Origin of the sequence: Actinopolymorpha cephalotaxi, assembly GCF_013408535.1 — a bacterium.
Lineage (GTDB): Bacteria > Actinomycetota > Actinomycetes > Propionibacteriales > Actinopolymorphaceae > Actinopolymorpha > Actinopolymorpha cephalotaxi.
Genome location: NZ_JACBZA010000001.1, coordinates 5,376,572 through 5,400,335, shown reverse-complemented (window position 1 = coordinate 5,400,335; position 23,764 = coordinate 5,376,572). Strand labels below are relative to the sequence as shown.

Below are 23,764 nucleotides of genomic sequence, written 5' to 3'. Positions count from 1 at the left end.
ACGCCGGGTCGGTCAGAGACCGAGCTTGCCGCCGACGTCCTTCGCCGCGTCGCCGAGGCCGCCCTGCGTGAGCTGGCTCGGGTCGACCCCGTGCTGCTTCAGTTGGTCGGCGTGCTTGTCGGTGTCGATGGTGTCCGGCAGATGCTGTGAGACGGCCTGGGCCTTGTCGCTCTGGCCGTGCTGGTTGAGGAAGTCCACGACCTGCTGCTTCTGAATCTGCATGGGCCCGGGCCTACCCGACCGGCCCCGTCGCAAACGGGACCGGATCGGGCGGGCCTCAAGCCGTACACAGGCAGCGGCGCGTCAGCGGTAGAGGTGGGCGGCCGGCGGCTTCCCGGGGTCCTGGACCTCGACCATGTAGCGCCACGCGTCCGGGGAACTGCCGTCCAGGTCGGTGAAGCCGTACTCCTTCGCCAGTTGCCCCGACGACAGCGACTCCTGGTTCCACCGCGCGAGGTCCGGGTCGGCGGCCAGTGCGGCGACTGCCCGGCCGACGTACCGCGGGCTCTCGGAGATGCCGAAGTGACCCGGGTCGGGGGCCGGTGGCTGGGCCGGACGATCGAGGGCCTCCCGCCAGGTTTCCTCGGTGACGCCGTAGTGCTCGAGCATCATCTCCGAACGCATCCAGCCCGGAGTGAGCGCCACCGCCGTGCAGCCGTACTCCGCGAGTTCCCTGCCCTGGCTCCAGGCCAGCCGCAGCACCGACCACTTCGCCAGGTCGTAGAACGCCGACAGACGGTAGGTCCGGGAGTTGTAGTCGTACGTCCCGTCGGTCATCTCCACCACGAGCCCGCCCGGTTGCCGGGTGAGCAGCGGCAGCGCGTGATGGCTGGTGATCAGGTGGGTGTCCACCGCCAGCCGGAGCAGCCGCAGCCCCTTGTCCAGGTCGTGGTCCCACAGCTTCGCGTCCCATTCGAACAGCTGCTCACCACCCCAGATGTCGTTCACCAGGACGTCCAGCCGACCCGACTCGCGTTCGATCCGGCGTACGAGCTCGGCGACCTGGTCCGGCTGCCGGTGGTCCACGGCCACGGCGGTGCCGGTGCCGCCCGCGGCGGTGACGAGCTCCGCGGTCTCCTCGATCGTCTCCGGCCGGTCGTACTCCGACCTGTGTTCGCGGGTGGTGCGCCCGGTGACGTAGACGTGCGCGCCCGCCGCGCCGAGCTCGACCGCGATGCCGCGTCCGGCACCCCGGGTCCCTCCGGCGACCAATGCGACCCTGCCGTCCAGCGCGCCGCTGCCGTCCAGTGCGTTCACGAGATCGTTCCTCCCTGCCCAACGTATATGATCAACCGTTCGTTTATATAGGATGGCCCGCATGCCCCGCAAGCGAACGGTCCCCGACGAAGTGCTCCTGTCCGCCGCGCTGTCGATCGTGCGCGCCGCCGGTCCGGACTCCCTGTCCTTCGGCTCGCTGGCCGCCAGGGTCGATCTCGCCGCCTCGACCCTGGTGCAGCGGTTCGGGTCGAGGGCGGACCTCCTGCGGGCGGCGTTGCTGCTCGCCTGGGACCGGCTCGACGAGCAGACCGCGCGGGCGTGTGCCGAGGCGCCGTCCGGTGTGCCGGGGGTCGTCGACCTGTTCGTACGACTGAGCGGGCAGTACGACAGCTGGAACGAAGGGGTCGGCGGGGGCGCCGGCGGGGACACCGGCGGGTCCAATGATGCCGACGACTACGCCGACCAGTTGATGCTGCTGCGCGAGGACCTGCGCGATCCGGTTCTCCGCGCCCGTGGGCAAGCCTGGATTGACACCCTCGCCGCCGCCGTCGAGGAACGCCTGGAGGATGCGCCCGGCGAGGTCCCCGGTGGCGTGTCCGGGCTCGGTGAGCTCGTGGTCGCCCAGTGGCAGGGATCGCTTACGGTGTGGGGATTCCGGCGTCGACCCGACGTGGCGACGGCCGTCCGGAGCGCACTGGATACGCTACTCGCCAGGATCTCGGCAGCTTCGTGACCGAACCTCTGGAATCGATACCACTTCACCATGACGGCACCGGATGCGGTGTCAAGGAGGACGCATGACCTCGCACGCGACCGGCCAGGCCGCAGGTTCCCCGATCGAGAACCGCGTGGGCATGGTGTTCATCCCGGTGCGGGACATGCGGCGGTCGATCGAGTGGTACTCCGCCTTGCTGGGGCTGCCGGTCGGGGACGCCTCGCACGAGGACACCATCTACGACCTGCCGACCACCGGCGAGGTGGGTCTCGCGCTGGACGCCAACAAGCCGGAGTTCGACACTGCCGGTCCGCCGCGGTTCTTCTGGTGGGCGACCGACCTCGAGACGTGCCTCGCGCACCTGAAGGTCAACGACGTCAAGGTCGAGAGCGACATCGAGGACATCGGCAGCGTGTCCTTCCTGCAGTTCCGCGACCCCGACGGCAACCTCCTGATGGTCTGCAAGCGCAACTAGGGCGTGTCTCCCAGTTCGCGTAGCCAGGTGATGATCGCGCCGAGTACGACGCCGCCGCGGTAGGTCAGGGCGAGCTTGTCGTACCTGGTGGCCAAGCCTCGCCACTGCTTCAGGACGTTGAAAGAACGCTCGATGACGTTGCGCCCCTTGTACGCCTCGGCGTCGAACGTCGGTGGTCGGCCACCCTTGGAGCCCTTGCGTTTGCGGTTTCCTGTCTGGTCGGACGGTTCGGCGATCACGGCGGTGATGCCACGGGAGCGCAGCAGCGCCCGGTTGCCGCGGGAGGAGTACGCCTTGTCCGCCAGGACCGCGTCGGGTCGGGTCCGCGGGCGCCCTCGACCCTGCCTGGGTACGCGAATCGCCTTGAGCAGGTTCGCGAACATCGGCGAGTCGTTGGCCTGGCCGGGCCCGAGCAGCAGCACGAGCGGGCGGCCCTTGCCGTCGCACAAGTGGTGAATCTTCGTGCTCAGGCCTCCGCGGGAGCGGCCGATGGCGTGGTCAGCCGGCTCGATCCGCAGATTCGTGTGATTCGACAGTTCCCCCTGTGCCAGTGGCGGGCCTGGTCAGGTTGGTGCCGTGCTGGTGCGCGCGGTTGATCGTCGAGTCCACGCTGACCGACCAGTCGATGTCACCGGCCGCGTCGGCGTGCGCGAGCAGCGCGGTGTGGATCCGGTCCCAAGTGCCGTCGCCGCAGAACCGGCGATGCCGCTTCCAGACCGTCTGCCACGGCCCGAACCGCTCCGGCAGGTCACGCCAGGCGATGCCGGTCCGGAACCGGTACACGACACCCTCGACGATCCTGCGGTGGTCCCGAAACCTGTTGCCCCGCTTGCCGTCCGAGGACGGCATCAAGGGCTCGATCAGCTCCCACTGGGCATCGGACAGCACGGCTGAACGCGACATCGGTCAACCATCGCAGCCCGGAAGGCCGACATTCGGGAGACACGCCCTAGACGTTGACAGTGGTCCGGGTCCAGCGGGACAGCGCCTCCGGGAGCCCGTCGGCGGTGCCGCCCTCGCGGGCCCAGGCCACGTAGCCGTCAGGTCGAACGAGCAACCCGGTGATCCTGGTGGATTCCGCCCTCCCCGCAACGACCTTCACCGGCAGATCGGTCCCGGTCGCGAACCCTTGCAGGCGGTCGGCGCCGGACAGGTCGAGCAGGACGAAGCCGCCGTCGTGGAAGTGGTCGGCGAGGGTGGAGCCGTCGGCCAGCCGTAGCAACGGCATCAGCCGCCCCACCAGAGGGTGGTCGCCGCCGAGGTCGTACCGCTGGGCGAACCCGCCGATCAGCTTGACGAAGTAGGCATTCCCCTCGTGCGTGTCGATCAGGTCCGACACCACGTCCCGCAACGCGTTCGTGTGCGGGTCCGGCCGCATCAACGCCACCTGGGCGCGGGTGATCTCCAGCACGCGCGCGGCGATCGGGTGGCGTTCGGCGGTGTAGGTGTCGAGCAGGTCGATGCCGGCCCGTCCCCGCACGACCGCGGCCAGCTTCCAGCCCAGGTTGACCGCGTCGCCGATGCCGAGGTTGAGCCCCTGTCCACCGAACGGTGAGTGCACGTGGGCGGCGTCCCCGGCGACCAGGACCCTGCCCTGCCGGTACGACGTGGCCTGCCGGGCGTTGTCGGTGAACCTGGTCGCGCTCCGCACGGCGGTGATCCGCACGTCCTGCCCGCTGACCCTGCGGAGGCTGGTCTCCAACTCCTCCCGGGTGACCGGAAGGTCGCGGTCGGCGGGCGGTCCGTCGAACTCCACGGTGAGGATCCGGCCCGGCACCGGGCCGTGCACGACCATGCCGACCTCGGTGCGGTTCCACCCCTTCGGCAACCGCTCCGGGTGGTCGATCGTCACCATGGCCTGGCGCCCGGTGATGCAGGGATCGGTGCCGGGGAAGTCGAACGCGGCCTGCCGGCGCACGATGCTGCGCCCGCCGTCGCACCCGACCAGGTAGCGCGCACGCACCACCTCCGCGGCGTCCCCGCATCGCACGCTCACCCCGTCGTCGTCCTGACCGATCTCGGTGACGGCGACGCCGCGCCGGATCCGCACGCCCAGAGCGACGGCCCGCTCCGCCAGCAGGCGTTCCAGTTCGACCTGGGGCATCACCGCCAGCGGGTTGGCGTCGGTGATGTCGAGGTCGGGGTCGTCGGCATCCAACCGGGTGGGGTCGAGCTTGAACAGGCCGCCGAAGTGGCCGCCCACCGTGCGCATCCGTTCTCGTACGACGGACACGTCGGGCGCGGGCTTGCCCGGCTCGGCCCACATCTGTGCGACCGAGGCCAGCATGCCGGCCTGGAACCGCTCGATCGGGCCGAGCAGGTCCCGCCGGCGGAACGCCTCCAGCGTGGGCACGTTCACCGAACCCGCCTTGATCGTGGCGTCGGGTTCGGTCAGGCGTTCCAGTACGAGTACGTCGGCGCCGTGCAACCGCAACTCGCAGGCGAGCATCAGTCCGACCGGCCCACCGCCGGCCACGAGTACGTCCCAGGTCTTCGGTTCGCGCATGGGAGTCACCATGACATGAAACTATACTGAGTACAAGATTCGACTGAGTATGCTTTCGCCATGGCCGGGCTACGGGAACGCAAGAAGTGGGAGACGCGGCGGCGGATCTCCGACGTCGCCACCGGACTGTTCTTCGCGCGAGGCTTCGACAACGTGACCATCGCCGAGGTGGCCGAGGCGGCCGGTGTGTCCCGGATGACGGTGTTCAACTACTTCCCGCGCAAGGAGGACCTGTTCCTGGACCGGGCCGCCGACACGGTGGTCGACTTCCGGCGGGCGATCAGTGAGCGCGCCCCCGGCGAACCCGTCGCCGAAGCGGTGCGCCGGCTGCACCGCGGCTGGCTCTCCGAACGCCATCCGATGTCGGGCGTCGTCGACCAGGGACAGGTGTTCTGGAAGGTCGTGGACGAGACGCCGGCGCTGCGTGCCCGCACCGTGGAGCAGCAGGACGAGTTCCGCGCGGAGTTGGTGGGCATCCTCCGCGCCGAGGGCTTCGACGAGGTGAGCGCGACCCTTGGTGCGGGGTTCGTCGCCGCCGCGCACGCCACGGTCTACGACTCCGCCCGGCTTCGGATCATGGCCGGCGACAAGGTGGCGAAGGTGCGCCGGGGACAGGAAGCCGTGGTGGAGCGGGTGTTCGACGCGCTCGCCGACGCCATGCGCGGCCTGGAACCGCACCGACACGCAGTGTTATAAAGGTCTGATGACCGCCGTCGTACACAACATCGTGTTCGACTGCGCCGACCCGTTCGAGTTGGCGCAGTTCTGGAGCAAGGTCACCGGCCGTTCGCTGGCCGCGGACGACTTTCCCGGTGACCCCGAGGCCAGCATCTCCCAGCCGTTCGGGCCGACGCTCTTCTTCTGCCGGGTGCCCGAGCCGAAGTCGGTGAAGAACCGCGTCCACGTGTGCCTGCGCCCCGCGGGCGATCCCGACACGGAGGTCAAGCGCCTGCTCGAGGTCGGCGCGACCATGGTCACCGACCGCCGCAGCGGCGTCGACCACGGCTGGGCGGTGCTCGCCGACCCCGAGGGCAACGAGTTCTGCGTACTCCGCAGGAGTGCGAGCGACCACCCGGCCGCGACGGACTGACGTACCGACGGACCGACCCCCGTCGCCGGTCGGCGAACGGGGGCCAGTGCGGGGCGTACGTCAGGTCACGGGGCGGTGGTGAACACCAGTGCCGCGTTGTGCCCGCCGAAGCCGAACGAGTTGGCCAGCGCCGCGTTCAACTGCATCTTGCGCGCCTCGCCGGACACCACGTCGAGCTTCACCTGCGGGTCGAGCTGGTGGAGGTTGATCGTCGGGGGTACGACCTGCTCGCGCAGAGCGAGGATCGCCGCCATCGCACCGATCGCGCCCGCGGCCCCGAACGTGTGGCCGGTCATCGACTTCGTGGCGGTCACGGCCGGGTGGGTGCCGATCGCCTCGGTGACCGAACCGGCCTCGGTGATGTCGCCCATCGGCGTCGAGGTCGCGTGCGCGTGGACGAGCCCGATCTCTTCCGGGCTCACCCCGGCGGACTTCAGCGCCATCCGGATCGCGCGGGCTTGGCCGTCCTGGCTACCCGCGGTGATGTGGCCGGCGTCGGAGGTGATGCCGGCCCCGGCGAGGGTGGCGTGCACGCGCGCCGACCGGGCGGCCGCGAAGTCGGCGCGCTCCAGGACGAGCAGGGCGGCACCCTCGGCGAAGACGAAGCCGTCCCGGTCGACGTCGAACGGACGCGACGCCTCCGTGGGTGCGTCGTTACGCATCGAGTGGGCGCGCGCATTGGCGAACCCGACCAGCGGCAGCGCGCTGATGCAGGCTTCCGTACCACCGGCGATCACGACGTCGGCACGGCCGAGCCGGATCAGGTCCAGCCCGAGGGCGATCGCCTCCGCGCCGGACGCGCAGGCGCTGACCGGGGTGTGTGCGCCGCCGCGGGCGCCGAACTCCATGCTGACGTACGCAGCCGGGCCGTTCGGCATCAGCATCGGCACGGTGTGGGGGGAGACCCGGCGTACACCGGAGGTCTCCAGTACGTCGTCCTGGCCGAGGGTGGTGAGCACACCGCCGATGCCGGTGCCGATCGCCACCGCGAACCGCTCCGGCTCGACCTCGGGCCGGCCGGCGTGCTCCCAGGCCTGCCGGGCGGCGATCAGGGCGATCTGCTCGCAGCGGTCCAGTCGCCGGGCCTCGACCCGGCCCATGACCTCGCTGGGATCGACCTTCAACCGGCCCGCCATACGCACCGGGAGGTCGGCCGCCCACTCCGCCTCGAGCGGAGTGATCCCCGACTCGCCCGCGAGCATGGCCGCCCAGGTCGAGTCGACGTCCCCGCCGAGCGGTGTCGTCGCGCCGAGTCCGGTCACCAGAACGGCCTCGTTGCCAGCAGTCATCAGCGCACCCCTTCTTCGTGAAGCTCCACTATCCGCCACTTTGCCAAGTCGTTCACGCCTCATCAGCACGGCAGCCCACGGAGTCGGCGGCGCGGATTTGTCCGATCCGCACAAACGCCACGCTCTGTGCGCGGCGGGGGCGGCCTCCGGGACTGCACCGCGGTGCCCTGCGGAGCGGCGGCGACAGTGGGTCCGGGGTAGACAGTACGGTCGGGCGGGTGACCGACGTCGAAGCCCCCCACCTGCACGTGACCAGAACCGCCTACGACACCGTCGCCGCCGACTACGCCGAGTTGCTACGGGACGAGCTGGCCGGCAAGCCGGTGGAGCGGGCGATGCTCGCGGCGTTCGCCGAGCTCGTACGGTCCGACGGCGGCGGACCGGTCGGCGACCTCGGGTGCGGACCCGGCCGGGTCACCGGGCACCTGGCCGGCCTCGGCCTGGACGCGTTCGGCGTCGACCTGTCACCGGGGATGCTGGCGCAGGCGCGCCGGGACCACCCCGGGCTGCGGTTCGCCGAGGGCACGATCACCGCGCTGGACCTGCCCGACGCCGAACTCGCCGGGGCCCTCGGGTGGTACTCCGTCATCCACACCCCGCCCGCGGAGCAGGGGGCGGTGTTCGCGGAGTTCGCCCGGGTGCTGCGTCCCGGCGGCCGGCTGCTGCTCGGCTTCCAGGTGGGGGAGGACCAGCGCATCCGCCGGGAACGCGCACAGGCGTACGGCCACGAGGTGACGTACGACATCTACCGGCTGAGCCCGGACCGGGTGATCCGGGACCTGCGGGACAACGGGTTCGCGCTGCACGCCCGGGTGGTCCGGGAGCCGGAGGACCGGGAGCCGACGCCGCAGTGCTTCGTGCTCGCAACCCGAGCTTGACACCGGCCCGGCGGACCCGGGCCGCCGCGGGGGCGGGTGCGAACGGCCGTCACGTTGTCCCGGCGTACCACACAATCGGTTTCGCCACGGCGCTTTCGTCCCACACATCTTCGTATGCAGACCACACCTCCCACGGGTGAAGGCTCCTCGGGGGCGCCTGGGCGACGGGCGTTCGTTCTCGGTGCGGCCGGCGCGGTGGCCGGTCTGGCGGGCGCCTCCGCCGACGGGTTCGCCCGGCCGGCTCCCGCGCATGCCGACACCGCCGACACCGCTGCCGCCGCCGCGATCGCCGACCGGATCGCCTCGATGACGGTGGCGGAGAAGGTCGGGCAGTTGTTCGTCAACGTGGTGTACGGCGCCACCGCGCACACCTCGGATGCGAACAACACCAGGCTCTACGGCGTCGCCACCCCGGCCGAGGTGGTGGCGAAGTACCACCTCGGCGGCGTCATCTACTTCACCTGGTCGAACAACCTGGTCGACCCGGTTCAGGTCGCGGGCCTGTCCAACGGGCTGCAGACCGCCGCCGTCGGCAACGGAGGCGCCGTTCCGCTGCTGATCTCCGCCGACCAGGAACAGGGAACCGTCGTCCGGCTCGGCCCGCCGGCCACGCAGTTCCCGAGCTCCATGGCGCTGGGGGCCAGCCGGCACTCCGTCAACGCGCAGGTGACAGCGCAGATCACCGGGCTGGAACTCGCCGCCGTCGGCATCAACCAGGACAACGCGCCCGACGCGGACGTGAACGTCAACCCGAGGAACCCGGTGATCGGCGTACGGTCGTTCGGTTCCAGCCCCAACCTGGTCAAGACGTGGGTGGCGGCGGAGGTACGCGGCTACCAGGACGACGCCGGAATCCTCGCCACCGCCAAACACTTCCCGGGCCACGGGGACACCACCGTCGACAGCCACACCGGGCTCCCGGTCATCACCCACTCCCGCACCCGGTGGCAGAACGTCGACGCGCCGCCGTTCGTGTCCGCGATCGCGGCGGGCGTCGACGCGATCATGGTGGGCCACCTGGTGTTCCCGGCCCTGGACCCCTCCGGGAACCCCGCGACGTTGTCGTACCCGATCATCACCGGGATCCTGCGCAACCAGCTCGGCTTCGGTGGCCTGGTCATCACCGACGCGCTCACCATGGCCGGCGTCCGCCAGAAGTACGGCGACGACCGGGTTCCGGTGCTCGCGGTCAAGGCGGGATGCGACCTGCTGCTGATGCCGCCGAGGATGGATCTCGCCTACAACGCCGTCGTCGCGGCGGTGCGGAGCGGCGAGATCAGCGGGGCGCGCCTGGACGCGTCGGTCGCCAGGATCCTGCGCGCCAAGACCGCGGCCGGGATCGTGGCCGATCCGTTCGTCGACGTGGGCAAGGTGCGCGACGTCGTCGGAACGCCCGCCCACCTCGCCCGCGCGGACCAGATCGCCGACCAGACCACCACGCTGATCAAGAACTCCCGCCAGGTGCTGCCGTTGTCCTCTGCCGTTCGCACCGTGCTGGTCACCGGAGCCGGCTCGGCGGCGACCCAGACGCTCACCGACGAGTTCCGGTCCCGCGGGAAGACCGTCACCCGGCTGGTCACCGGCACCCAGCCGACGACCGACCAGATCGCTGCGGCAGTCGCTGCTGCCCGGGGGAAGAGCCTGGTCGTGGTGTGTACGCAGAAGGCGTGGGACACCACCGTGGACCCGCTGCGCCACCAGCGCCTCCTCGTGCGCAACCTGGTCGCGACCGGCATCCCGGTGGTCGCGGTCGCGATCTCCGACCCGTACGACATCGCGTACTACACCTCGGTGTCCACGTATCTCGCGGCGTACGCGGGGAACGCGGTGTCGATGCGGGCGTGCGCGCGGGTGATGTTCGGTGAGGTGAACCCGACCGGCATGCTGCCCGTCTCCATCCCGACCGCGGCCGACGCCGGCGTGACGTTGTACCCGTACGCGTGGGGTTTGTCGTACCCGTCGATGATGATGTCAAGGAAGCATTGACGTCAGGTGACAGGCGCGGACCGGCGGCGCCGGAAGTGTCGTGGGTATGTCTGCAACGGGCGCAGAAGCGGTTTCGGGGCAGGCGTCGCGTTCAATGAGGAACGCATGCAGACCACACCTTCGCCGAACTCCGCCACCGGGCGGCGGGCGTTCGTTCTGGGTACGGCAGGCGCCCTCGCCGGCCTGGTCGCCTCCTCGGCCGACGTGCTCGCCCGGCCGGGCGCCGCGTACGCCGACGGCGGGCGCCGGCCCGAGCATGCGCACGACCGTACGAAGAAGCGGATCGAGCGGCTGATCGCCTCGATGACGCTGCAGGAGAAGGTCGGGCAGTTGTTCGTCAACGTGGTGTACGGCGCCACCGCCGAGACCGAGGACCCGAACAACACCTCGTTGTACGGCGTTTCCACGCCCGCCGAGGTCATCGCGAAGTACCACCTCGGCGGCGTCATCTACTTCGTGTGGGCGCACAACGTGAACGACCCGGTGCAGGTCGCCGGCCTGTCCAACGGGCTGCAGGCCGCCGCGATCGCCAGCGGGGCCTCGATTCCGCTGCTGCTGTCCGCGGACCAGGAGCAGGGGCCGATCGTGCGGCTGGGTCCGCCGGCGACGCAGTTCCCGAGCTCGATGGGGCTGGCGGCCAGCCGTTGCCCGGAGAACTCCGAGGTGACCGCCCGGATCACCGGCCAGGAACTCGCCGCCGTCGGCATCAACCAGGACAACGCGCCCGACGCGGACGTCAACATCAACCCGGCGAACCCGGTGATCGGCGTCCGGTCGTTCGGCTCGAATCCCAAGCTGGTCAGCACGTTCGTGGTCGAGGAGGTGAAGGGCTACCAGAACGAGGCGCACATCCTCGCCACCGCCAAGCACTTCCCCGGCCACGGCGACACCACGGTCGACAGCCACACCGGCATCCCCGTCATCACCCACACCAGGGAACAGTGGGAGACCATCGACGCGCCGCCGTTCGAGGCCGCGATCAAGGCCGGCGTCGGCTGCATCATGACCGGGCACCTGGTGTTCCCCGCACTCGACCCGTCCGAGGATCCGGCGACGCTGTCGTACCCGATCGTCACCGGGCTGCTGCGTGACCAGCTCGGCTTCGAGGGGCTGGTCATCACCGACGCGCTCACCATGGCCGGCGTCCGCCAGAAGTACGGCGACGCGCGGATTCCGGTGCTCGCGCTCAAGGCGGGATGCGACCTGCTGCTGATGCCGCCACTGATGGACGTCGCGTTCGACGCGGTGGTCGGCGCGGTGCGCGACGGCGAGATCAGCGAGTCGCGGCTGGACGAGTCGCTGCGCCGGATCCTGGGCTGGAAGTTCGGCTCCGGCATCGTGTGCGACCCGTTCGTGGACGTGGACAAGGTGAACGAGATCGTGGGCACTCCCGCTCACCTCGCCCGCGCCGACGAGATCGCCGATCAGGTGATCACGCTGATCAAGAACGACGACGACCTGCTCCCGCTGCCGGACTCCATCAGCACCGTTCTCGTGACCGGCAGCGGTGAGACGGCCCTGTCGACGTTCGTCACCGAGTTCGACGCGCGCGGCGTCACCCCCACCAAGGTCGTGACCGGCACCAAACCGACCGACGACATGATCGCCGCGTCGGTCGCGGCCGCGCGGCTCAACGACCTCGTGGTGGTGTGCACCCAGAACGCCTGGGACACCACGACCCTGGACCCCGAAGGCCGGCAGCAGCGCCTCGTGCACGAGCTCGTCGCCACCGGCACCCCGGTCGTTGCCATCGCCATCTCCGCGCCGTACGACATCGCCCACTTCACCGAGGTGTCGACCTTCCTCGCCGACTACGCGGGCAACGCCGTGACGACGAAGGCCTGCGTGCGGGTGATGTTCGGCGAGGTGAACCCGCGCGGGAAGCTGCCGGTCTCCATCCCGACCGCGGCCGATCCCAAGGTGACGTTGTATCCGTACGGATGGGGCCTGTCGTACGACCCGGTGCTCATGTCAATGGGCCGTTGACACGCTCGCCGGGGCCGGACCTGGCCACCCGTCACGGCCGGAAGCGCACCTCCGGGTAGCTCCGCGACGGGCCGTCGAGCAGCGGCCGGTTCCGCCCGCGCAGGTGCTGGTCGAAGAACGCACCCACGTAGGTGTTCGTGACCAGCACGGCGCGGTCGCCGTCGATGGTCTGCCCGAGGTCCAGGCCGAGCTGGTCGGCCAGCGTTCCGTAGTCGGTGAACGAGGCGTGCACCGTGCCGGCGACGGTGATCCAGCGCTTCCACCCGGTCAGCCGCTGCCAGTCCCGGTCCCAGGTGGTGTCGTCGCCTCCTGGGGAGTGTCCGTCCTCGGTTCCTACGAACATGAACGGCACCTCCAGCCCGCTCTCGGGCAGCGGGTCGAACTGCGTGCCGTCCAGGTTGACCACGGCCCGCACACGCGAGTCGCGGACGGCGGTGGTTCCGCCGGACGCGCCGCCGATCGAGTGGCCGGCCATCCCGATCCGGGCCGGGTCGACCAGCCGGGCGTACCGCCAGACCGGGTGTGGCCCGAGGAGTTCGTCCAGGACGAACGAGACGTCGGTGGCTCGTCCCCGGATCACCTGTTGCGGATCCAGGTCCGTCTCACAGGCCACACAGGTGGTGACGTGACCGTCGGGGAAGGTGGTGGCCACCGACTCGTAGGTGTGCTCCACGGCGGCGACGACGTAGCCGTTGCTCGCCAGATCCTCCGCCAGGGCGCTCAGCGAGGACTTCGGAAAGCTGAACCCGGGCGAGAGAACGACGAGTGGGTAGTCGTGCCTGCCCGCCCGCGGTGCCGCGCCGGAACGGGCGTACGTCCGGACCGTGCTCAGGGTGTCCGCGGGGAGGTCGGTGAGGCCCTGGCTCGCGAGGATCAGCTCGGACTCGCCGGGCGTGACGTAGCGCGCCGGCGTCCCCGACCCACGTCGGGCCGGGTAGTACATCGAGACCATCAGCTCCCGTGGCCCGGCCTCGGGCACCCACGGGTCCGGACGGTCGGCGTCGACGAGGTGCAGGGTGTCCGTGCCCACGCCGTACGGGCCGGTGGGCCGGGGGAGGGTGAGGGAGGCGGGGCGAGGCGGGTCGGCCGGACTGCCGGCTGTCCCCGCCTGGGCGGCAGCGGGAGCGAGGAGTCCCAGGGCCGCGAGGCTGACGCAGGCGGTGACGGCCGCGCGCCGGAGAGCGGTAGTGATCATGAAGCTCACTGTGGCGACGGGGCGGCCCCAGCGCATCGTTCGAAGGTGGGGACGCATCCCCACCGAAGGGCGCGGGTCGACCCCGCCGGAACGCGACTCAGGGCTGGTAGTAGTAGCTCTGTACGGACCTTCGGCTCGGCCTTCGCCGCCGGCTCATGACAGCGGTGGCGATGATCGCGATCGTGCCGGCGATCATCAGGATGGCCCCCATCGCGTCGTCGGCGATGTAGGGGAGGTCGGCGTCGACCGCGAAGTACAGAATGGCGCCCGCGGCGATCAACGCGATGCCGGTCCCCACTCCCGCCTCCGGACGGTCCGCGCGCAGGACCACGGCGACGATCACGACGGCGAGGCCGGCGAGCAGCAGGATCAGCCCGAGTGCGTCGTCGTCGACGTAGGGAAGATCGACGTCGACCGCGCCGTACAGAATGGCTCCGACGACGATCAGCAGGATGCCGGATCCCAAGCCCATTGCTTCCAACCTCCAGAGGGGGTGTGACCGCGAGATCCGCCGGACTCTACCGAGATCCCCGGTCTCAGCCCAGCCGGGGACGCCGCCCCTGGCCAGGGGGTTGGTCGTGCCCGGCGGATCGCTCACCTAGACTTTCCGGCGGCACACAGAGCGTACGGCGGCATGGCCCCGCTTCACCGCTCGGACGACGGGGGCCGCGCTGAGCGGGTGACCAACTGCTCTCGGTGACGAGGCGACCAGTGAAGTCGACGATCGGACAGCGAGGATGACCCCCAACGACCGGGCCCAGCCCGGCCCCACCGGCGACACCGGCGACGCGGACCGCACGGTCCCGCGCCGCGTGCTCGGCGGCCGGTACGAGCTGCACCAGGAGCTCGGCCGCGGAGGCATGGCGGTGGTGTGGGCAGGTACCGACCTGCGGCTGGGCCGCCGCGTCGCGGTGAAGACCATGCGCCCCGAGCACGCCACCGACTCGACCTTCCAGGCGCGGTTCCGCCGGGAGGCGCAGTCGGCCGCGTCGCTCAACCACCACTCGATCGTCGCGGTCTACGACAACGGCGAGGACGAGCTGAACGGCGTCTCGGTGCCGTACATCGTGATGGAGTACGTCGAGGGCCGCACGCTGCGCGACATCCTCCGCGACGGCCGGCCGATCCTGCCCGAGCGCGCCCTGGAAGTGGCGGCGGAGGTCCTCGACGCCCTGGAGTACAGCCACCGCGCCGGGATCATCCACCGCGACGTCAAACCGGCCAACGTGATGGTCACCCCCGCCGGCGACGTCAAGGTCATGGACTTCGGCATCGCCCGGGCGCTCAGCGACGTCTCGGCCGGGCTCACCCAGACCGCCGCCGTGATCGGCACCGCGCAGTACCTCTCCCCGGAGCAGGCACGCAGCGAGCAGGTCGACGCCCGCAGCGACGTCTACTCCACCGGCTGCCTGCTGTACGAGCTGCTCACCGGCCGGCCGCCGTTCACCGGGGACTCGCCGGTCTCGGTCGCCTACCAGCACGTACGCGAGGAGCCGCGACCGCCGTCCGCGGTCGAGTCGCGGGTGCCGCCCGAGGCGGACCGGATCGCGATGCAGGCGCTGCGCAAGAACCCGGCCGACCGCTACCAGAGCGCCGGGCAGATGCGTGCCGACATCCACCGGGCACTGGACGGCCAGAACGTGCACGCCTCCGAGGCGCCGACGGTGGCGGCCGCGACCGCTGTCGCACCGGTGCCGGCGGACGCGACCGCGCGGTACGCGCCCGCGGCGGACCCCCAGTCCGGGTGGAGCGAGACCGCCGAGCAGCGCCGGTCCGCGCCGTACGGCCGAGATGACCGCGACGACCGCGACGGCCGCGACGACGAGAAGCGCAAGGCGCTGCCGTGGGTGCTCGCCCTGGTGGGGCTGGTGCTGCTCGGCATACTCGCCTTCGCGGCGTACCAGCTGATTGACGGCGGGTCGGCGCAGACCACCAGCTCGCCCAGCCTGGTCGGTAAGACCGAGTCCCAGGCCAAGGCGATCCTGGCGGCGAAGAACCTCAAGCTGGGCGACACCACCGACAAGGCGAGCGAGGACGCCCCGAAGGGGCAGATCATCGCCCAGGACCCGGCGCCCGGCGGCTCGGTGCGGGTCGGCGGCGCGGTCGACGTCACGGTGTCCAGCGGGACGCCGGAGGTCCGGATCCCCGAGGTCGTGGGCGACCAGATGTCCGAGGCGCGCACGGCCCTGGAGGAGGCCGGGTTCCGCGTACGGGACAAGGAGGACAAGCAGTCCAGCAAGCCCGGAGGCGAGGTGACCAAGGTGGACCCGCCGGAGGGTTCGCTGGTGGCCAAGAACTCCCTGGTGACGATCTACCACTCCACCGGGCTGACCGAGGTGCCCGACGTACGCAAGAAGGACGAGGGCGAGGCGAAGGCGATCCTCGAGGACGCCGGCTTCAAGGTCCGCTCGATCCCGGAGGAGAACGCCGACGCCGACCCCGGCACCGTGCTGTCGCAGATCCCCGAAGCCGGTTCGCGCAGGGAGGCCGGCACGCGGGTGACGATCGTGGTGGCCAAGGAACCCAAGGCCACGTCGGAACCGACCCCGACGGACACGCCGACGCCCACGGACACCCCGTCGCCGACACCGACGCCGACCAAGGACAACAAGCCGAAGCTTCCCAAGCTCCCCTTCTGAGTCAGCCCCGGCCGCTTCTGACCAGGCTGTCCTCGGGCGAGACGTTTGTGTCCCCCGATGATGCATACTGTCGTCGCACCACCTCGTAACGTCAGCTCTGCCGCGTAGTTCCGTACGCCTGCCCGCGTAGGTCCCGTTCCGCCGCCGTCCTGCCGCCGCCGGGGAGTGCCCATGAGGATCAGCCGCCGTCAGTTGTTGTCGCTCCTGCCGACCGCCGGGCTGGCGACGGCCATCACGCCCGAGCGCGCGGGAGCGCAGCCGATCGTCAGGTCGGCCGGCCAGGTGGACGCGGTGGGCACCGTGGATGCCGACGTCGCCCGACTGCTCGCCAACACCGTCGCGATCTTCGCGGGGGTCCCCGAGTCCAACGCGCGGCCCGAGGTCGCCGCCAGGCTGACCGGCATCGACCGAACCGCGCGCACCTGGCTGGCCGCCATGAAGGACACCGGCAGCCCGGGCACCGAACTGTTCGCCGGGATCCCGCTGGGCACCAGCGACCCCAACCTCACCGCGTCGTTCCAGCACCTGTACGAGATCGCGCTCGCCACCTGCGTCCCGGGTGGCCCGGCGTCGGACCTGCACGGCAACACCACGGTGCGGCGCCGGGTGCTCGACGGCCTGGCCTGGCTGCACGAGTACTACTACGGCGACCAGGCCAAGGGCTACTACGGCAACTGGTTCAACTGGGAGATCGGCATCTCCACCAACGTCAGCAGGACGCTGGTGCTGCTGGCCGAGGAGGTGCGCGTCTACCGCCCCGACCTCGCGCGCACCTACGTCGCGTCGATGGACGCCTATCTGCGCAACGGCAAGAACGGCGACGTCGACCTCGACTCCCGCTTCCACACCGGCGCCAACCTCGCCGACATCACCACCAACCGCATCCTGCAGGGCGCGGTGCTCGGCGACGAAGCCCGGGTGGACAAGGCGGTCGAGGACCAGTTGACGGTCTTCGCCACCGTCGATCCCTACCACCTGCAGCACGGAGTGACCGACGGCTACTACGCCGACGGTTCGTTCATCCAGCACGACTCCGTCGCCTACACCGGTTCCTATGGCAAGGGCCTGTTGACACGGGTCGTGCAGACGCTGAAGATCCTCGACGGAACGAGCTACCTGCGCGGCGACGACCTCGTGTCGGTGATCGACGGCTGGGTGCGCGACGGCTTTGCCCCGTTGATCTTCCAGGGCTGGATGATGGAGGTGGTCAAGGGCCGCGCGGTCTCCCGCACCACCACCGGGTACGCCGACGTGGCCGTGGTGGTCGAGGCGGTCGTCGACCTGTCCAGCGTCGCCGAGGGCGATGCGGCCCTGGCGCTGAAGAGCTACGTGAAGTTCGTCCGCGAGACCTCCCGAGCCGCGCTCGACCCGACCCGGTTCGTCTCACCGGTGAGCATCGCGCGGTACGCCGACATCGTCGCGGACGACTCCGTTCCGGCGCGGGATCTCAACCCCGCTTCGCGAAGTGTGGCGTACAACGCGATGGACCGGCACGTCCACCTGCGTCCCGGCTACGCGTTCGCGCTCGCTCGCAGCTCCGACCGGATCAGCAAGTACGAATACATGAACGGCGAGAACCTCCAACCCTGGTTCCAAGGTGACGGCGCCTACTACCTCTACCTGTCCGGCCAGGACCAGGCCCAGGCGTACGGCGTCGACTACTTCACCACCGTGTCGCCGTACGCGCTGGCCGGGGTCACCTCGCCGGTCGAGCAGCGGAAGACGATTCCCGAGCTGTACGGAACGCCGTACTACGACAACCCCGACCACCCGCTCAACTTCACCGCGTCGTCGGAGTCGCAGAACACCTACGTCTACTTCCCGCGCGGCACCAACCGCCACTCCGGCGGCGCGACCCTCGGGGCGTTCGGCGCCGCCGCGATGATCCAGTCCGACGACGTCGCCTACGTGGCCAAGCAGCAGGGCCTGTTGCCGACCGACTTCGTGGTCTACCAGAACGCCCGCGCGCACAAGTCGTGGTTCATGCTGGACGAGGAGATCGTCGTACTCGCGGCCGGCGTCGGCGATCCTGCCGGGCGGGCGGTCCTCACCACGGTCGACTCCCGGACCGCCGCGCCGACGGACACGATCACGATCAGCGGCGCTCGGCGCGACGGAAGTGCGTGGGCAGGTGTGGGCACCGCCGACCTGGCGTGGTTGCGGTACGCCAACGCCGACCAGTTGACCTCGGTCGGCTACGTCTTCCTCGACACCACCGGACCGGTGCGCGTCGCCCACGGGCGGGTCACCCGCAGCCTCCGGGTGGTGCGTACCGCCAATCCCGACACTCCCGTGACCAGGTCGGTGTTCGGCGTCCACCTGGACCACGCGCCCGGGGTCGCGCCCTCCTCGCTGGCGTACGCGCTGGTGCCGAACGCGTCCGAACGCCAGTTGGGTTCCTACGGCGCGGGCCGGGTCGTCGTGGCGGCGAACACCACGCAGGTGCAGGCCGTCCGGCACACCGGGCTCGGGCTGACCGCGGTGAACACCTTCGGCGCGGGCGCGTACAACGTCGCGGGCGTACGGGTCGACGGAGCGGCGTCGGTGCTGGTGCAGCGGCGGCGCGACGGGCGGACCGAGGTCGCCGTCGCCGACCCCACCACGGACCGGGAGACGATCGCGGTGGTCCTGCGTGGCCGGCCGCTGACCCCGGTCGAGCCGGCCGAGGGTGTACGGGTGAGTGCGGTCGCGGGCGGTACCCGGCTGGACGTCGACACATCGCAGCTGTACGGGCGCAGCCGCACAGTCACCCTGGAGCTCTGAGCTCGACGGCCGGTGAACGAACGGCTACGTGGTGCGCGGCCCGGCTGCGCAGCTTGTAGACCTTGTGGATTGCCCCTCGAGCCAGGGGCCGGACTTAGGCAGTGGGATTGAGGTGTTCAACGGCTCACTGCGTGGTATCTCTACCAGCGAACAGCCCCGATCGGCCCCTGATCTCACGATCATGTCCCGGGGCTAAGCCCTTTTCTGGGGCCGGTACGCCTGCGCTCATCGTCTCCCGAACACTTGGATAGGGCTTGACTTATATAAGTCCAGGATGAAACGCTCGGTCGCACAGCATCGTTCGGTGCTGTCCTGACGTCGTTTCACTCCGGAGGAGACCGGCTCGCCATGATCGTCAGTACGCAGAAGATCTCGACGTTCCTCATGTTCACCGGGCAGGCCGAGGAGGCGATGACCTTCTATGCCTCGCTGTTCCCCGACTCCGAGGTGCGGTCGGTGACCCGCTACGGCGCGGACGGCCAGGGCGCGGAGGGAAGCGTGCAGCACGCGACGTTCGCCCTTGCAGGGCAGGAGTTCATGGCTATCGACAGCCCGGTCGAGCACGCGTTCGGCTTCACGCCGTCGGTCTCGCTGTTCGTGACCTGCGAGAGCGAGCAGGAGCTCGACCGGCTGTTCGCCGCACTGTCGGAGAAGGGCCAGACCCTGATGCCGCTGGGCGAGTACGGATTCAGTACGAGGTTCGGCTGGGTGAACGACCGGTTCGGCGTCTCCTGGCAGCTCAACCTGCCCTGACCCTCGGCTTCGCCCTCGGCCTTGGCCGGCGGGGCTGAGGGCGTAGCCCGTCGAGGATCAGTTGGGCGAGGTGGGCCGAACGTTCGCGGCTGGTTTCGGCGTCGGCGTGACGGATCGCGGCGAAGGCGCCGGCGACGAGGGCCATCACCTCGTCGACGGTGACGTCGTGGCGTACGACGTCGGCGGCGTGTGCGCGCTCGAGCAGGTCCGTGACCCGGCGGGTGAGGTCGGCCGCGACACCCGGGGCCGCGGTGCGCAGGTCGAACTCCGCCGCCACGAGTGCGCTCTTGACGGCTGCGTTCTCAGCACCCGAGGCCATCATCTGGGCCAGCAGTGTGAAGAGGGCAGCGGGATCTCCGGCGGCGGCGAGGTCGTCCGCCTCGGTGATCAGCTGCTCCAGTTGGTCGATCGCGACGGCGAGATACAGCGCTTCCTTGCTGGGAAAGTGCCGATGGACGGTGCCCGGGCCCACGCCCGCGCGGCGCGCGATCTCGTCGAGGGAGACGCCCAGACCGTCCCTGGCGAACAGTTGTTGGGCGGTCCGCAGGACCCGATCGCGATTACGTCGGGCGTCCGCGCGCAAATCCCGGCCGCTGTCGGAAGCGGACGGCGGAACCTTGCGTGCGGGCTTGCTCGGGTGGCCGGACATGGTGATTCAGCATAACCGGGGCGCCGCACCGGATACAGTGACTGTAAGCGGGGCGGCGCACCGGTTACGGCCGTGCCGCTCGCCAGGTCCGGACCATCTGCCGCGAGGGGATCCACCGATGAACGCACGCGCCGCGAACGCCGCCCTGGTGCGGAGGATGCTGGAGTGTTTCAACACCCGGCAGTTCGACCAGGCGGACGATCTGTTCACCCCCGACTTCTTCAGTCATCCGCTCGGTACCACCGGGTTCGAGGCGGGTAAGGCTGCCTGGCGCACGCTGGTCGCCCGGTTTCCCGACATGCGCGTCGTCGCCGAGGACGTTCTCGCGGACGGCGACAAGGTCGCCGTCCGCTCCTCCGTCGAGGGGATGGCCCCGGACGGAGCCACACACCCGATGATGATCGAGATCTTCCGTATCGACGACGGACGGCTCGCGGAGAACTGGGCGCTCAGCGAGGGCACGCAGAAGAGTGCTCTTGGACTTGGCCAGTAGGGGATATGGGCTTGGTCGGTAGGGATGCTCGCTGTCGCGGGCTAGGGCGTGTCCTGCGGATCAGGCGGCGAAGGTGAGCGGGCCATCCGCGCCCGGCTGGCAAGGCGGAGGAGGAGCGCGTAGCGGTGTTCTACGCGCGACGACGACAACGCCGCCAGCCGGGATGCGGGGGCACGCGAGCCGCCGCAAGATCCGCAGGACACGCCCTAGGCCTGGGTGAGTTCGGCCATGGCGTCCTCGACGTCGACGTCACCGCGCGCCACGGCGTCGAGTAGTTGCCGTCGCCTGGTCTGCCGGTCGACCGGCGGCGCGGAGGCCACGCCGAGCGCGGTGAGGAGCTCGTCCAGCCGGGCGCGTGCGGTGGGGTAGCTCACGCCCAGGTGGCGTTCGAGTTCCTTGGTGTTGCCGCGGGCGGCGAGGAACACCCGCAGCAGGTCGCGCTGGGCGTCGTCGAGCGCGCAGAACTCGCAGTGCCGGAAGTGACCTCGTACCTCGGTGTCACACCGGTCGCAGTGCAGCCCCGAGACCGACAGCGGTGCCTGACAGGTGGGGCAGGCGCTCGGCGGGGTGTGCTGAGGGTGCTGGGTCATCGGCTCAGCCCACCCTGACCGAGACCTCGGCGAGGTTGCCGTCGATGTGGAGCTGTGCGGTGCCCTCGCCGAGCACGTACTCGCCCCGGCCGGTCTTGTTCAGGCGCTGGTCCATGTCGTACTCCGCCGGGCACTCCACGACGACGCGCACGTCGGAGTCGGGGGCGAGCACCACGGTGACGTTGCCGGCGTTGGCGTCGATGTGGGAGTCGCCTTCGGTCAGCTCGGCCTCCAGTCTCACGTCGCCCACGTTGAACTCGCCGTGGAACGAGCCGCGAAGCCCGCGGACCAGGGCGTCGCCGCCGTTGAGTTCCAGATGCAGCTGAGCATTCGCCGGTACGACGAGGAGGGTGTCGTCGCCGACCTGGCCCTCCACGTGCACGTTGCCGCCGTCCCGCTCGATCGAGCCTCGGTACGGACCCTCGAACCACACGTCGTCGGCTTCCCGGTCGCCGGCCACCTCGATCGTCCCGGCGGCATTCAGGCTGGCGTGCACCGTCAGCGTCTCGGAGGTGGTACGGCCGCCGGACCGTCGGCCACCGGGTTCGAGCGGCTCGGCGGGTTCGAGGGGCACGGCGGGTTCGAGGGGCTCGGCGGGTTCGCCCGGAGTCGCCGGTGCGGCCGGCGTCGCGGGTACCGGAGGGACAGGAGCAACCGGCGCGACGGGTTCGACGCCGACCGGGGGCGGTGGTGGAACTGGTGTCGGGTCGGCCTGACTCGGCTGCTGGTTTGGCTGCTGGCTCGGGTCCAGGGCGGCCAGTTCACGTTCGGCATCTTCTGGCGAGATCTCGCCTCGGGCGACCCTCTCCAGAACTGATCTCTGCTGCGCGATTGTCATGGCAGGTAGTAAATCTCAAATTGACAGATTGTCAACCGTTGGCGATATCGACTTGCCAACCTGAACTCCGGCTGATCGATCGGCCGGCCAGCCAGCCGGCCGGCCAGTCGGGCGCCGACGGCCGGAACGGCCGAGGGGCCGATGTCAGGCCGTCGGAGTGGTCCACCGGGGCGTGCGGGTGTAGCTGGGCAACCACCTCTTCCGGTAGAGCAACCGGGCGGGGGCGGGTAGTTCGCTCAGCACCCGGTCGGCGAGTTCGGCGGTGGCCTCGTCGAGCAACCACGGAAGGAACTCGGCCGCACCCTTCAGCCCCTGCATCTTTCGGATCGCCTCGCGGAACGCGTCCCACCCTTTCGGCCCCAGGTGGGTCTCGACGAGCGGCAGGGCCTCCTCCTCTTCGTGTTCCATGTGTGCCGTGAGGGTGGCCGCGAGCTCCTCGGCGGCGGCGTTCAGCCGGGGACCGTCGCCGGCGCCGAACGCGGCGTCGACCCGGGCGAGCAGTGGATCGATGAGCTCGTGTTCGGCCTCCATCGCGTCCAGCACCGCCACGTCGGCCGGCCGATCGAGCCGCCGGCGAAGCGGTGGCCACAGCGCCGTGTCCTCGACGGTGTGGTGGATGTGGAGCTGCTTCTTGAAGGTCTCCCACCCGGCGCGAAGGGCGGGGTCCGGCGTCCGGCCCGCCTTCGCCGCGGCGGTAAGCCGGCGCAGGTCACGGTTGAACGCGTCGTGACCGGCGTACATGAAGGTGAAGTCGACGTCGCCCCGCAGAGCGCGGCGCTGCCTGGTCCGGTGATCGGTCATCTGTTCTCCACGGGATCTTCGGTGCGTCATGGCACGGGCGCGATGCGTGCGCTGCCATGGGAGCTCGACTGCCAAGCATCCATGGGAACCATAACATACGAAACTCAAATTACCTGACGCCTGCGCCAGGCGCCGACTGGGCAGGGCCGCGGTCGTGGGCTCCGTCGCGGCGTCTCCCGCACGTGGCCTGTAGGAAGCTGGGGGCATGGACGTCACTGGTGAGGAAGGTTCGCGCGGACGGGCCGGATATCGGCGATCGACAGGGTCCCCGCGCGGCGAGGCCAAGCGCCGGGAACTGCTGGAACGGGTCGTCGACGACCTCGCGGTGAACGGACTGGTCGACTTCTCGCTCCGGCGTGCCGCACGGTCGGCCGGTACGACGCACAAGGTGTTGCTCTACCACTTCGACGGTGTCGACGACCTCCTCCGGCAGGCGGTCTTCGAACTGCGTGGGCGGCGTATCGGCAACGCGCTGGCCGCCGGAGGAGTGCCGGCCGGCGGTCGGACGCTGGCGGACCGGGTGCGCGCCGTCTGGCCGACCCTGTGGGAGGAGGAGCTCGGCCTGCGGCGGGTGCTCGACCAGGCCATCGGCCTGGCGATGTACGACCCGGGCCGGTACTCCGATCTCGCCCGGGAGGCCTCGCGGCAGTACCTGCCCTTCCTGCAGTCCCTGTGTCCTCCGGAGTGGCCCGACGAGCGCAAGCTGGAGATCTCCCAGATGATCCTCGCGACGCTCCGGGGCTTTCTGCTGGAGCGGCTGACGACCGGGGACGAGGCCGGAGTCGACGCGGGGCTCAGGGGCCTGCTCCGGGTGCTGGAACTGGAGGAGCTCGCCGACCGGTGACCGCTCGCTCTCGGTGTCCGCGGTGGACCAGGACCGACACTGGACAGTTTGAGAAC

At 70.3% G+C, this 23,764-nt stretch carries 22 protein-coding genes and 1 pseudogene; 12 read left to right on the top strand and 11 right to left on the bottom strand.

Going from position 1 to position 23,764, the window contains the following annotated elements; genetic code table 11:
* Window positions 1–12: 12 nt before the first annotated feature.
* Both FHR37_RS23990 and FHR37_RS23985 read right to left on the bottom strand, forming a co-directional pair.
* Window positions 13–222 (bottom strand): hypothetical protein, encoded by a 210-nt coding sequence (locus FHR37_RS23990; protein WP_092888912.1) that lies wholly within the window; start codon window positions 220–222, stop codon window positions 13–15.
* Window positions 223–303: 81 nt separating this feature from the next.
* Window positions 304–1,257 carry an SDR family oxidoreductase gene (locus FHR37_RS23985; protein ID WP_237769077.1) on the bottom strand — a complete coding sequence of 318 codons (954 nt, stop codon included), beginning with the start codon at window positions 1,255–1,257 and terminating at the stop codon, window positions 304–306.
* A 61-nt stretch (window positions 1,258–1,318) separates the two neighbouring features.
* Between FHR37_RS23985 and FHR37_RS23980 the strand changes: the two genes are divergently transcribed.
* Both FHR37_RS23980 and FHR37_RS23975 read left to right on the top strand, forming a co-directional pair.
* Window positions 1,319–1,951, top strand: coding sequence for a TetR family transcriptional regulator (locus FHR37_RS23980; RefSeq protein ID WP_092888906.1), 633 nt, complete (start codon window positions 1,319–1,321; stop codon window positions 1,949–1,951).
* Between the two features lie 64 nt (window positions 1,952–2,015).
* Window positions 2,016–2,408, top strand: a complete 393-nt coding sequence (locus FHR37_RS23975; RefSeq protein WP_092888902.1) for a VOC family protein — start codon at window positions 2,016–2,018, stop codon at window positions 2,406–2,408.
* On the opposite strand, the pseudogene FHR37_RS23970 reads toward FHR37_RS23975, so the two are convergent.
* Together FHR37_RS23970 and FHR37_RS23965 are read right to left on the bottom strand one after the other, a co-directional pair.
* A pseudogene (locus FHR37_RS23970) lies at window positions 2,405–3,311 on the bottom strand (IS5 family transposase). The gene FHR37_RS23975 and the pseudogene FHR37_RS23970 overlap by 4 nt on opposite strands.
* 46 nt (window positions 3,312–3,357) lie before the next feature.
* A complete protein-coding gene (locus tag FHR37_RS23965) occupies window positions 3,358–4,914 on the bottom strand; it encodes an FAD-dependent monooxygenase (protein WP_092880712.1) in 1,557 nt (518 codons plus the stop codon).
* 60 nt (window positions 4,915–4,974) lie between these two features.
* Between FHR37_RS23965 and FHR37_RS23960 the strand changes: the two genes are divergently transcribed.
* Both FHR37_RS23960 and FHR37_RS23955 read left to right on the top strand, forming a co-directional pair.
* Window positions 4,975–5,610, top strand: a complete 636-nt coding sequence (locus FHR37_RS23960) for a TetR/AcrR family transcriptional regulator (protein ID WP_092879437.1) — start codon at window positions 4,975–4,977, stop codon at window positions 5,608–5,610.
* Between the two features lie 7 nt (window positions 5,611–5,617).
* A complete protein-coding gene (locus tag FHR37_RS23955) occupies window positions 5,618–6,004 on the top strand; it encodes a VOC family protein (protein WP_092879450.1) in 387 nt (128 codons plus the stop codon).
* A gap of 65 nt (window positions 6,005–6,069) precedes the next feature.
* Here the strand turns inward: FHR37_RS23955 and FHR37_RS23950 are convergent, their stop codons facing one another.
* Complete coding sequence (locus FHR37_RS23950; protein ID WP_092879451.1) at window positions 6,070–7,293, bottom strand: beta-ketoacyl-[acyl-carrier-protein] synthase family protein; 1,224 nt, start codon at window positions 7,291–7,293, stop codon at window positions 6,070–6,072.
* A 218-nt stretch (window positions 7,294–7,511) separates the two neighbouring features.
* Here FHR37_RS23950 and FHR37_RS23945 point away from each other — a divergent pair, with 218 nt between their 5' ends.
* The 3 genes from FHR37_RS23945 to FHR37_RS23935 all read left to right on the top strand — a co-directional run bounded on the left by FHR37_RS23945 (window position 7,512) and on the right by FHR37_RS23935 (window position 12,143).
* On the top strand, window positions 7,512–8,171 hold the full coding sequence (locus tag FHR37_RS23945; RefSeq protein ID WP_237768502.1) for a class I SAM-dependent DNA methyltransferase: 660 nt from the start codon (window positions 7,512–7,514) through the stop codon (window positions 8,169–8,171).
* Window positions 8,172–8,285: 114 nt separating this feature from the next.
* A complete protein-coding gene (locus FHR37_RS23940) occupies window positions 8,286–10,157 on the top strand; it encodes a glycoside hydrolase family 3 protein (protein WP_092879452.1) in 1,872 nt (623 codons plus the stop codon).
* Between the two features lie 105 nt (window positions 10,158–10,262).
* Window positions 10,263–12,143 (top strand): glycoside hydrolase family 3 protein, encoded by a 1,881-nt coding sequence (locus FHR37_RS23935; protein ID WP_092879453.1) that lies wholly within the window; start codon window positions 10,263–10,265, stop codon window positions 12,141–12,143.
* Between the two features lie 31 nt (window positions 12,144–12,174).
* Here FHR37_RS23935 and FHR37_RS23930 read toward each other — a convergent pair whose 3' ends face one another.
* Together FHR37_RS23930 and FHR37_RS23925 are read right to left on the bottom strand one after the other, a co-directional pair.
* A complete protein-coding gene (locus tag FHR37_RS23930; protein ID WP_092880716.1) occupies window positions 12,175–13,338 on the bottom strand; it encodes an alpha/beta hydrolase family protein in 1,164 nt (387 codons plus the stop codon).
* Window positions 13,339–13,435: 97 nt separating this feature from the next.
* Window positions 13,436–13,810, bottom strand: coding sequence for a hypothetical protein (locus FHR37_RS23925; RefSeq protein ID WP_092879454.1), 375 nt, complete (start codon window positions 13,808–13,810; stop codon window positions 13,436–13,438).
* A 265-nt stretch (window positions 13,811–14,075) separates the two neighbouring features.
* Here FHR37_RS23925 and pknB point away from each other — a divergent pair, with 265 nt between their 5' ends.
* The 3 genes from pknB (at window position 14,076) to FHR37_RS23910 (ending at window position 19,493) form a co-directional block, all read left to right on the top strand.
* The gene (gene pknB, locus FHR37_RS23920; protein WP_092879456.1) at window positions 14,076–15,977 is read left to right on the top strand and encodes a Stk1 family PASTA domain-containing Ser/Thr kinase; all 1,902 of its coding nucleotides are present in this window, start codon (window positions 14,076–14,078) and stop codon (window positions 15,975–15,977) included.
* 171 nt (window positions 15,978–16,148) lie between these two features.
* Window positions 16,149–18,740, top strand: coding sequence for a polysaccharide lyase family 8 super-sandwich domain-containing protein (locus FHR37_RS23915; protein ID WP_092879471.1), 2,592 nt, complete (start codon window positions 16,149–16,151; stop codon window positions 18,738–18,740).
* 348 nt (window positions 18,741–19,088) lie between these two features.
* On the top strand, window positions 19,089–19,493 hold the full coding sequence (locus FHR37_RS23910) for a VOC family protein (protein WP_092879474.1): 405 nt from the start codon (window positions 19,089–19,091) through the stop codon (window positions 19,491–19,493).
* Here the strand turns inward: FHR37_RS23910 and FHR37_RS23905 are convergent.
* Complete coding sequence (locus FHR37_RS23905; protein WP_092879478.1) at window positions 19,480–20,142, bottom strand: TetR/AcrR family transcriptional regulator; 663 nt, start codon at window positions 20,140–20,142, stop codon at window positions 19,480–19,482. The two genes, FHR37_RS23910 and FHR37_RS23905, sit on opposite strands and share 14 nt — an antisense overlap.
* Before the next feature lie 118 nt (window positions 20,143–20,260).
* Between FHR37_RS23905 and FHR37_RS23900 the strand changes: the two genes are divergently transcribed.
* Window positions 20,261–20,635, top strand: a complete 375-nt coding sequence (locus tag FHR37_RS23900) for an ester cyclase (protein ID WP_092879481.1) — start codon at window positions 20,261–20,263, stop codon at window positions 20,633–20,635.
* Window positions 20,636–20,841: 206 nt separating this feature from the next.
* Here the strand turns inward: FHR37_RS23900 and FHR37_RS23895 are convergent, their stop codons facing one another.
* From FHR37_RS23895 to FHR37_RS23885, 3 genes are all read right to left on the bottom strand, one after another.
* The gene (locus FHR37_RS23895; RefSeq protein WP_092879484.1) at window positions 20,842–21,225 is read right to left on the bottom strand and encodes a DUF2089 domain-containing protein; all 384 of its coding nucleotides are present in this window, start codon (window positions 21,223–21,225) and stop codon (window positions 20,842–20,844) included.
* A 4-nt stretch (window positions 21,226–21,229) separates the two neighbouring features.
* On the bottom strand, window positions 21,230–21,799 hold the full coding sequence (locus FHR37_RS23890) for a hypothetical protein (RefSeq protein WP_092879485.1): 570 nt from the start codon (window positions 21,797–21,799) through the stop codon (window positions 21,230–21,232).
* 408 nt (window positions 21,800–22,207) lie between these two features.
* Window positions 22,208–22,864: a hemerythrin domain-containing protein gene (locus FHR37_RS23885; RefSeq protein ID WP_202817845.1), complete on the bottom strand. Its 657-nt coding sequence runs from the start codon at window positions 22,862–22,864 to the stop codon at window positions 22,208–22,210.
* A 205-nt stretch (window positions 22,865–23,069) separates the two neighbouring features.
* Between FHR37_RS23885 and FHR37_RS23880 the strand changes: the two genes are divergently transcribed.
* Complete coding sequence (locus FHR37_RS23880) at window positions 23,070–23,708, top strand: TetR family transcriptional regulator (RefSeq protein ID WP_092879489.1); 639 nt, start codon at window positions 23,070–23,072, stop codon at window positions 23,706–23,708.
* Window positions 23,709–23,764: the final 56 nt, after the last annotated feature.

Coding starts and splice junctions, on each gene's coding strand:
- FHR37_RS23990 (WP_092888912.1), bottom strand. CDS start 222: ATGCAGATTCAGAAGCAGCAGGTCGTGGACTTCCTCAACCAGCACGGC.
- FHR37_RS23980 (WP_092888906.1), top strand. CDS start 1,319: ATGCCCCGCAAGCGAACGGTCCCCGACGAAGTGCTCCTGTCCGCCGCG.
- FHR37_RS23975 (WP_092888902.1), top strand. CDS start 2,016: ATGACCTCGCACGCGACCGGCCAGGCCGCAGGTTCCCCGATCGAGAAC.
- FHR37_RS23965 (WP_092880712.1), bottom strand. CDS start 4,914: ATGCGCGAACCGAAGACCTGGGACGTACTCGTGGCCGGCGGTGGGCCG.
- FHR37_RS23960 (WP_092879437.1), top strand. CDS start 4,975: ATGGCCGGGCTACGGGAACGCAAGAAGTGGGAGACGCGGCGGCGGATC.
- FHR37_RS23955 (WP_092879450.1), top strand. CDS start 5,618: ATGACCGCCGTCGTACACAACATCGTGTTCGACTGCGCCGACCCGTTC.
- FHR37_RS23950 (WP_092879451.1), bottom strand. CDS start 7,293: ATGACTGCTGGCAACGAGGCCGTTCTGGTGACCGGACTCGGCGCGACG.
- FHR37_RS23940 (WP_092879452.1), top strand. CDS start 8,286: ATGCAGACCACACCTCCCACGGGTGAAGGCTCCTCGGGGGCGCCTGGG.
- FHR37_RS23935 (WP_092879453.1), top strand. CDS start 10,263: ATGCAGACCACACCTTCGCCGAACTCCGCCACCGGGCGGCGGGCGTTC.
- FHR37_RS23930 (WP_092880716.1), bottom strand. CDS start 13,338: ATGATCACTACCGCTCTCCGGCGCGCGGCCGTCACCGCCTGCGTCAGC.
- FHR37_RS23925 (WP_092879454.1), bottom strand. CDS start 13,810: ATGGGCTTGGGATCCGGCATCCTGCTGATCGTCGTCGGAGCCATTCTG.
- pknB (WP_092879456.1), top strand. CDS start 14,076: ATGACCCCCAACGACCGGGCCCAGCCCGGCCCCACCGGCGACACCGGC.
- FHR37_RS23915 (WP_092879471.1), top strand. CDS start 16,149: ATGAGGATCAGCCGCCGTCAGTTGTTGTCGCTCCTGCCGACCGCCGGG.
- FHR37_RS23910 (WP_092879474.1), top strand. CDS start 19,089: ATGATCGTCAGTACGCAGAAGATCTCGACGTTCCTCATGTTCACCGGG.
- FHR37_RS23905 (WP_092879478.1), bottom strand. CDS start 20,142: ATGTCCGGCCACCCGAGCAAGCCCGCACGCAAGGTTCCGCCGTCCGCT.
- FHR37_RS23900 (WP_092879481.1), top strand. CDS start 20,261: ATGAACGCACGCGCCGCGAACGCCGCCCTGGTGCGGAGGATGCTGGAG.
- FHR37_RS23895 (WP_092879484.1), bottom strand. CDS start 21,225: ATGACCCAGCACCCTCAGCACACCCCGCCGAGCGCCTGCCCCACCTGT.
- FHR37_RS23885 (WP_202817845.1), bottom strand. CDS start 22,864: ATGACCGATCACCGGACCAGGCAGCGCCGCGCTCTGCGGGGCGACGTC.
- FHR37_RS23880 (WP_092879489.1), top strand. CDS start 23,070: ATGGACGTCACTGGTGAGGAAGGTTCGCGCGGACGGGCCGGATATCGG.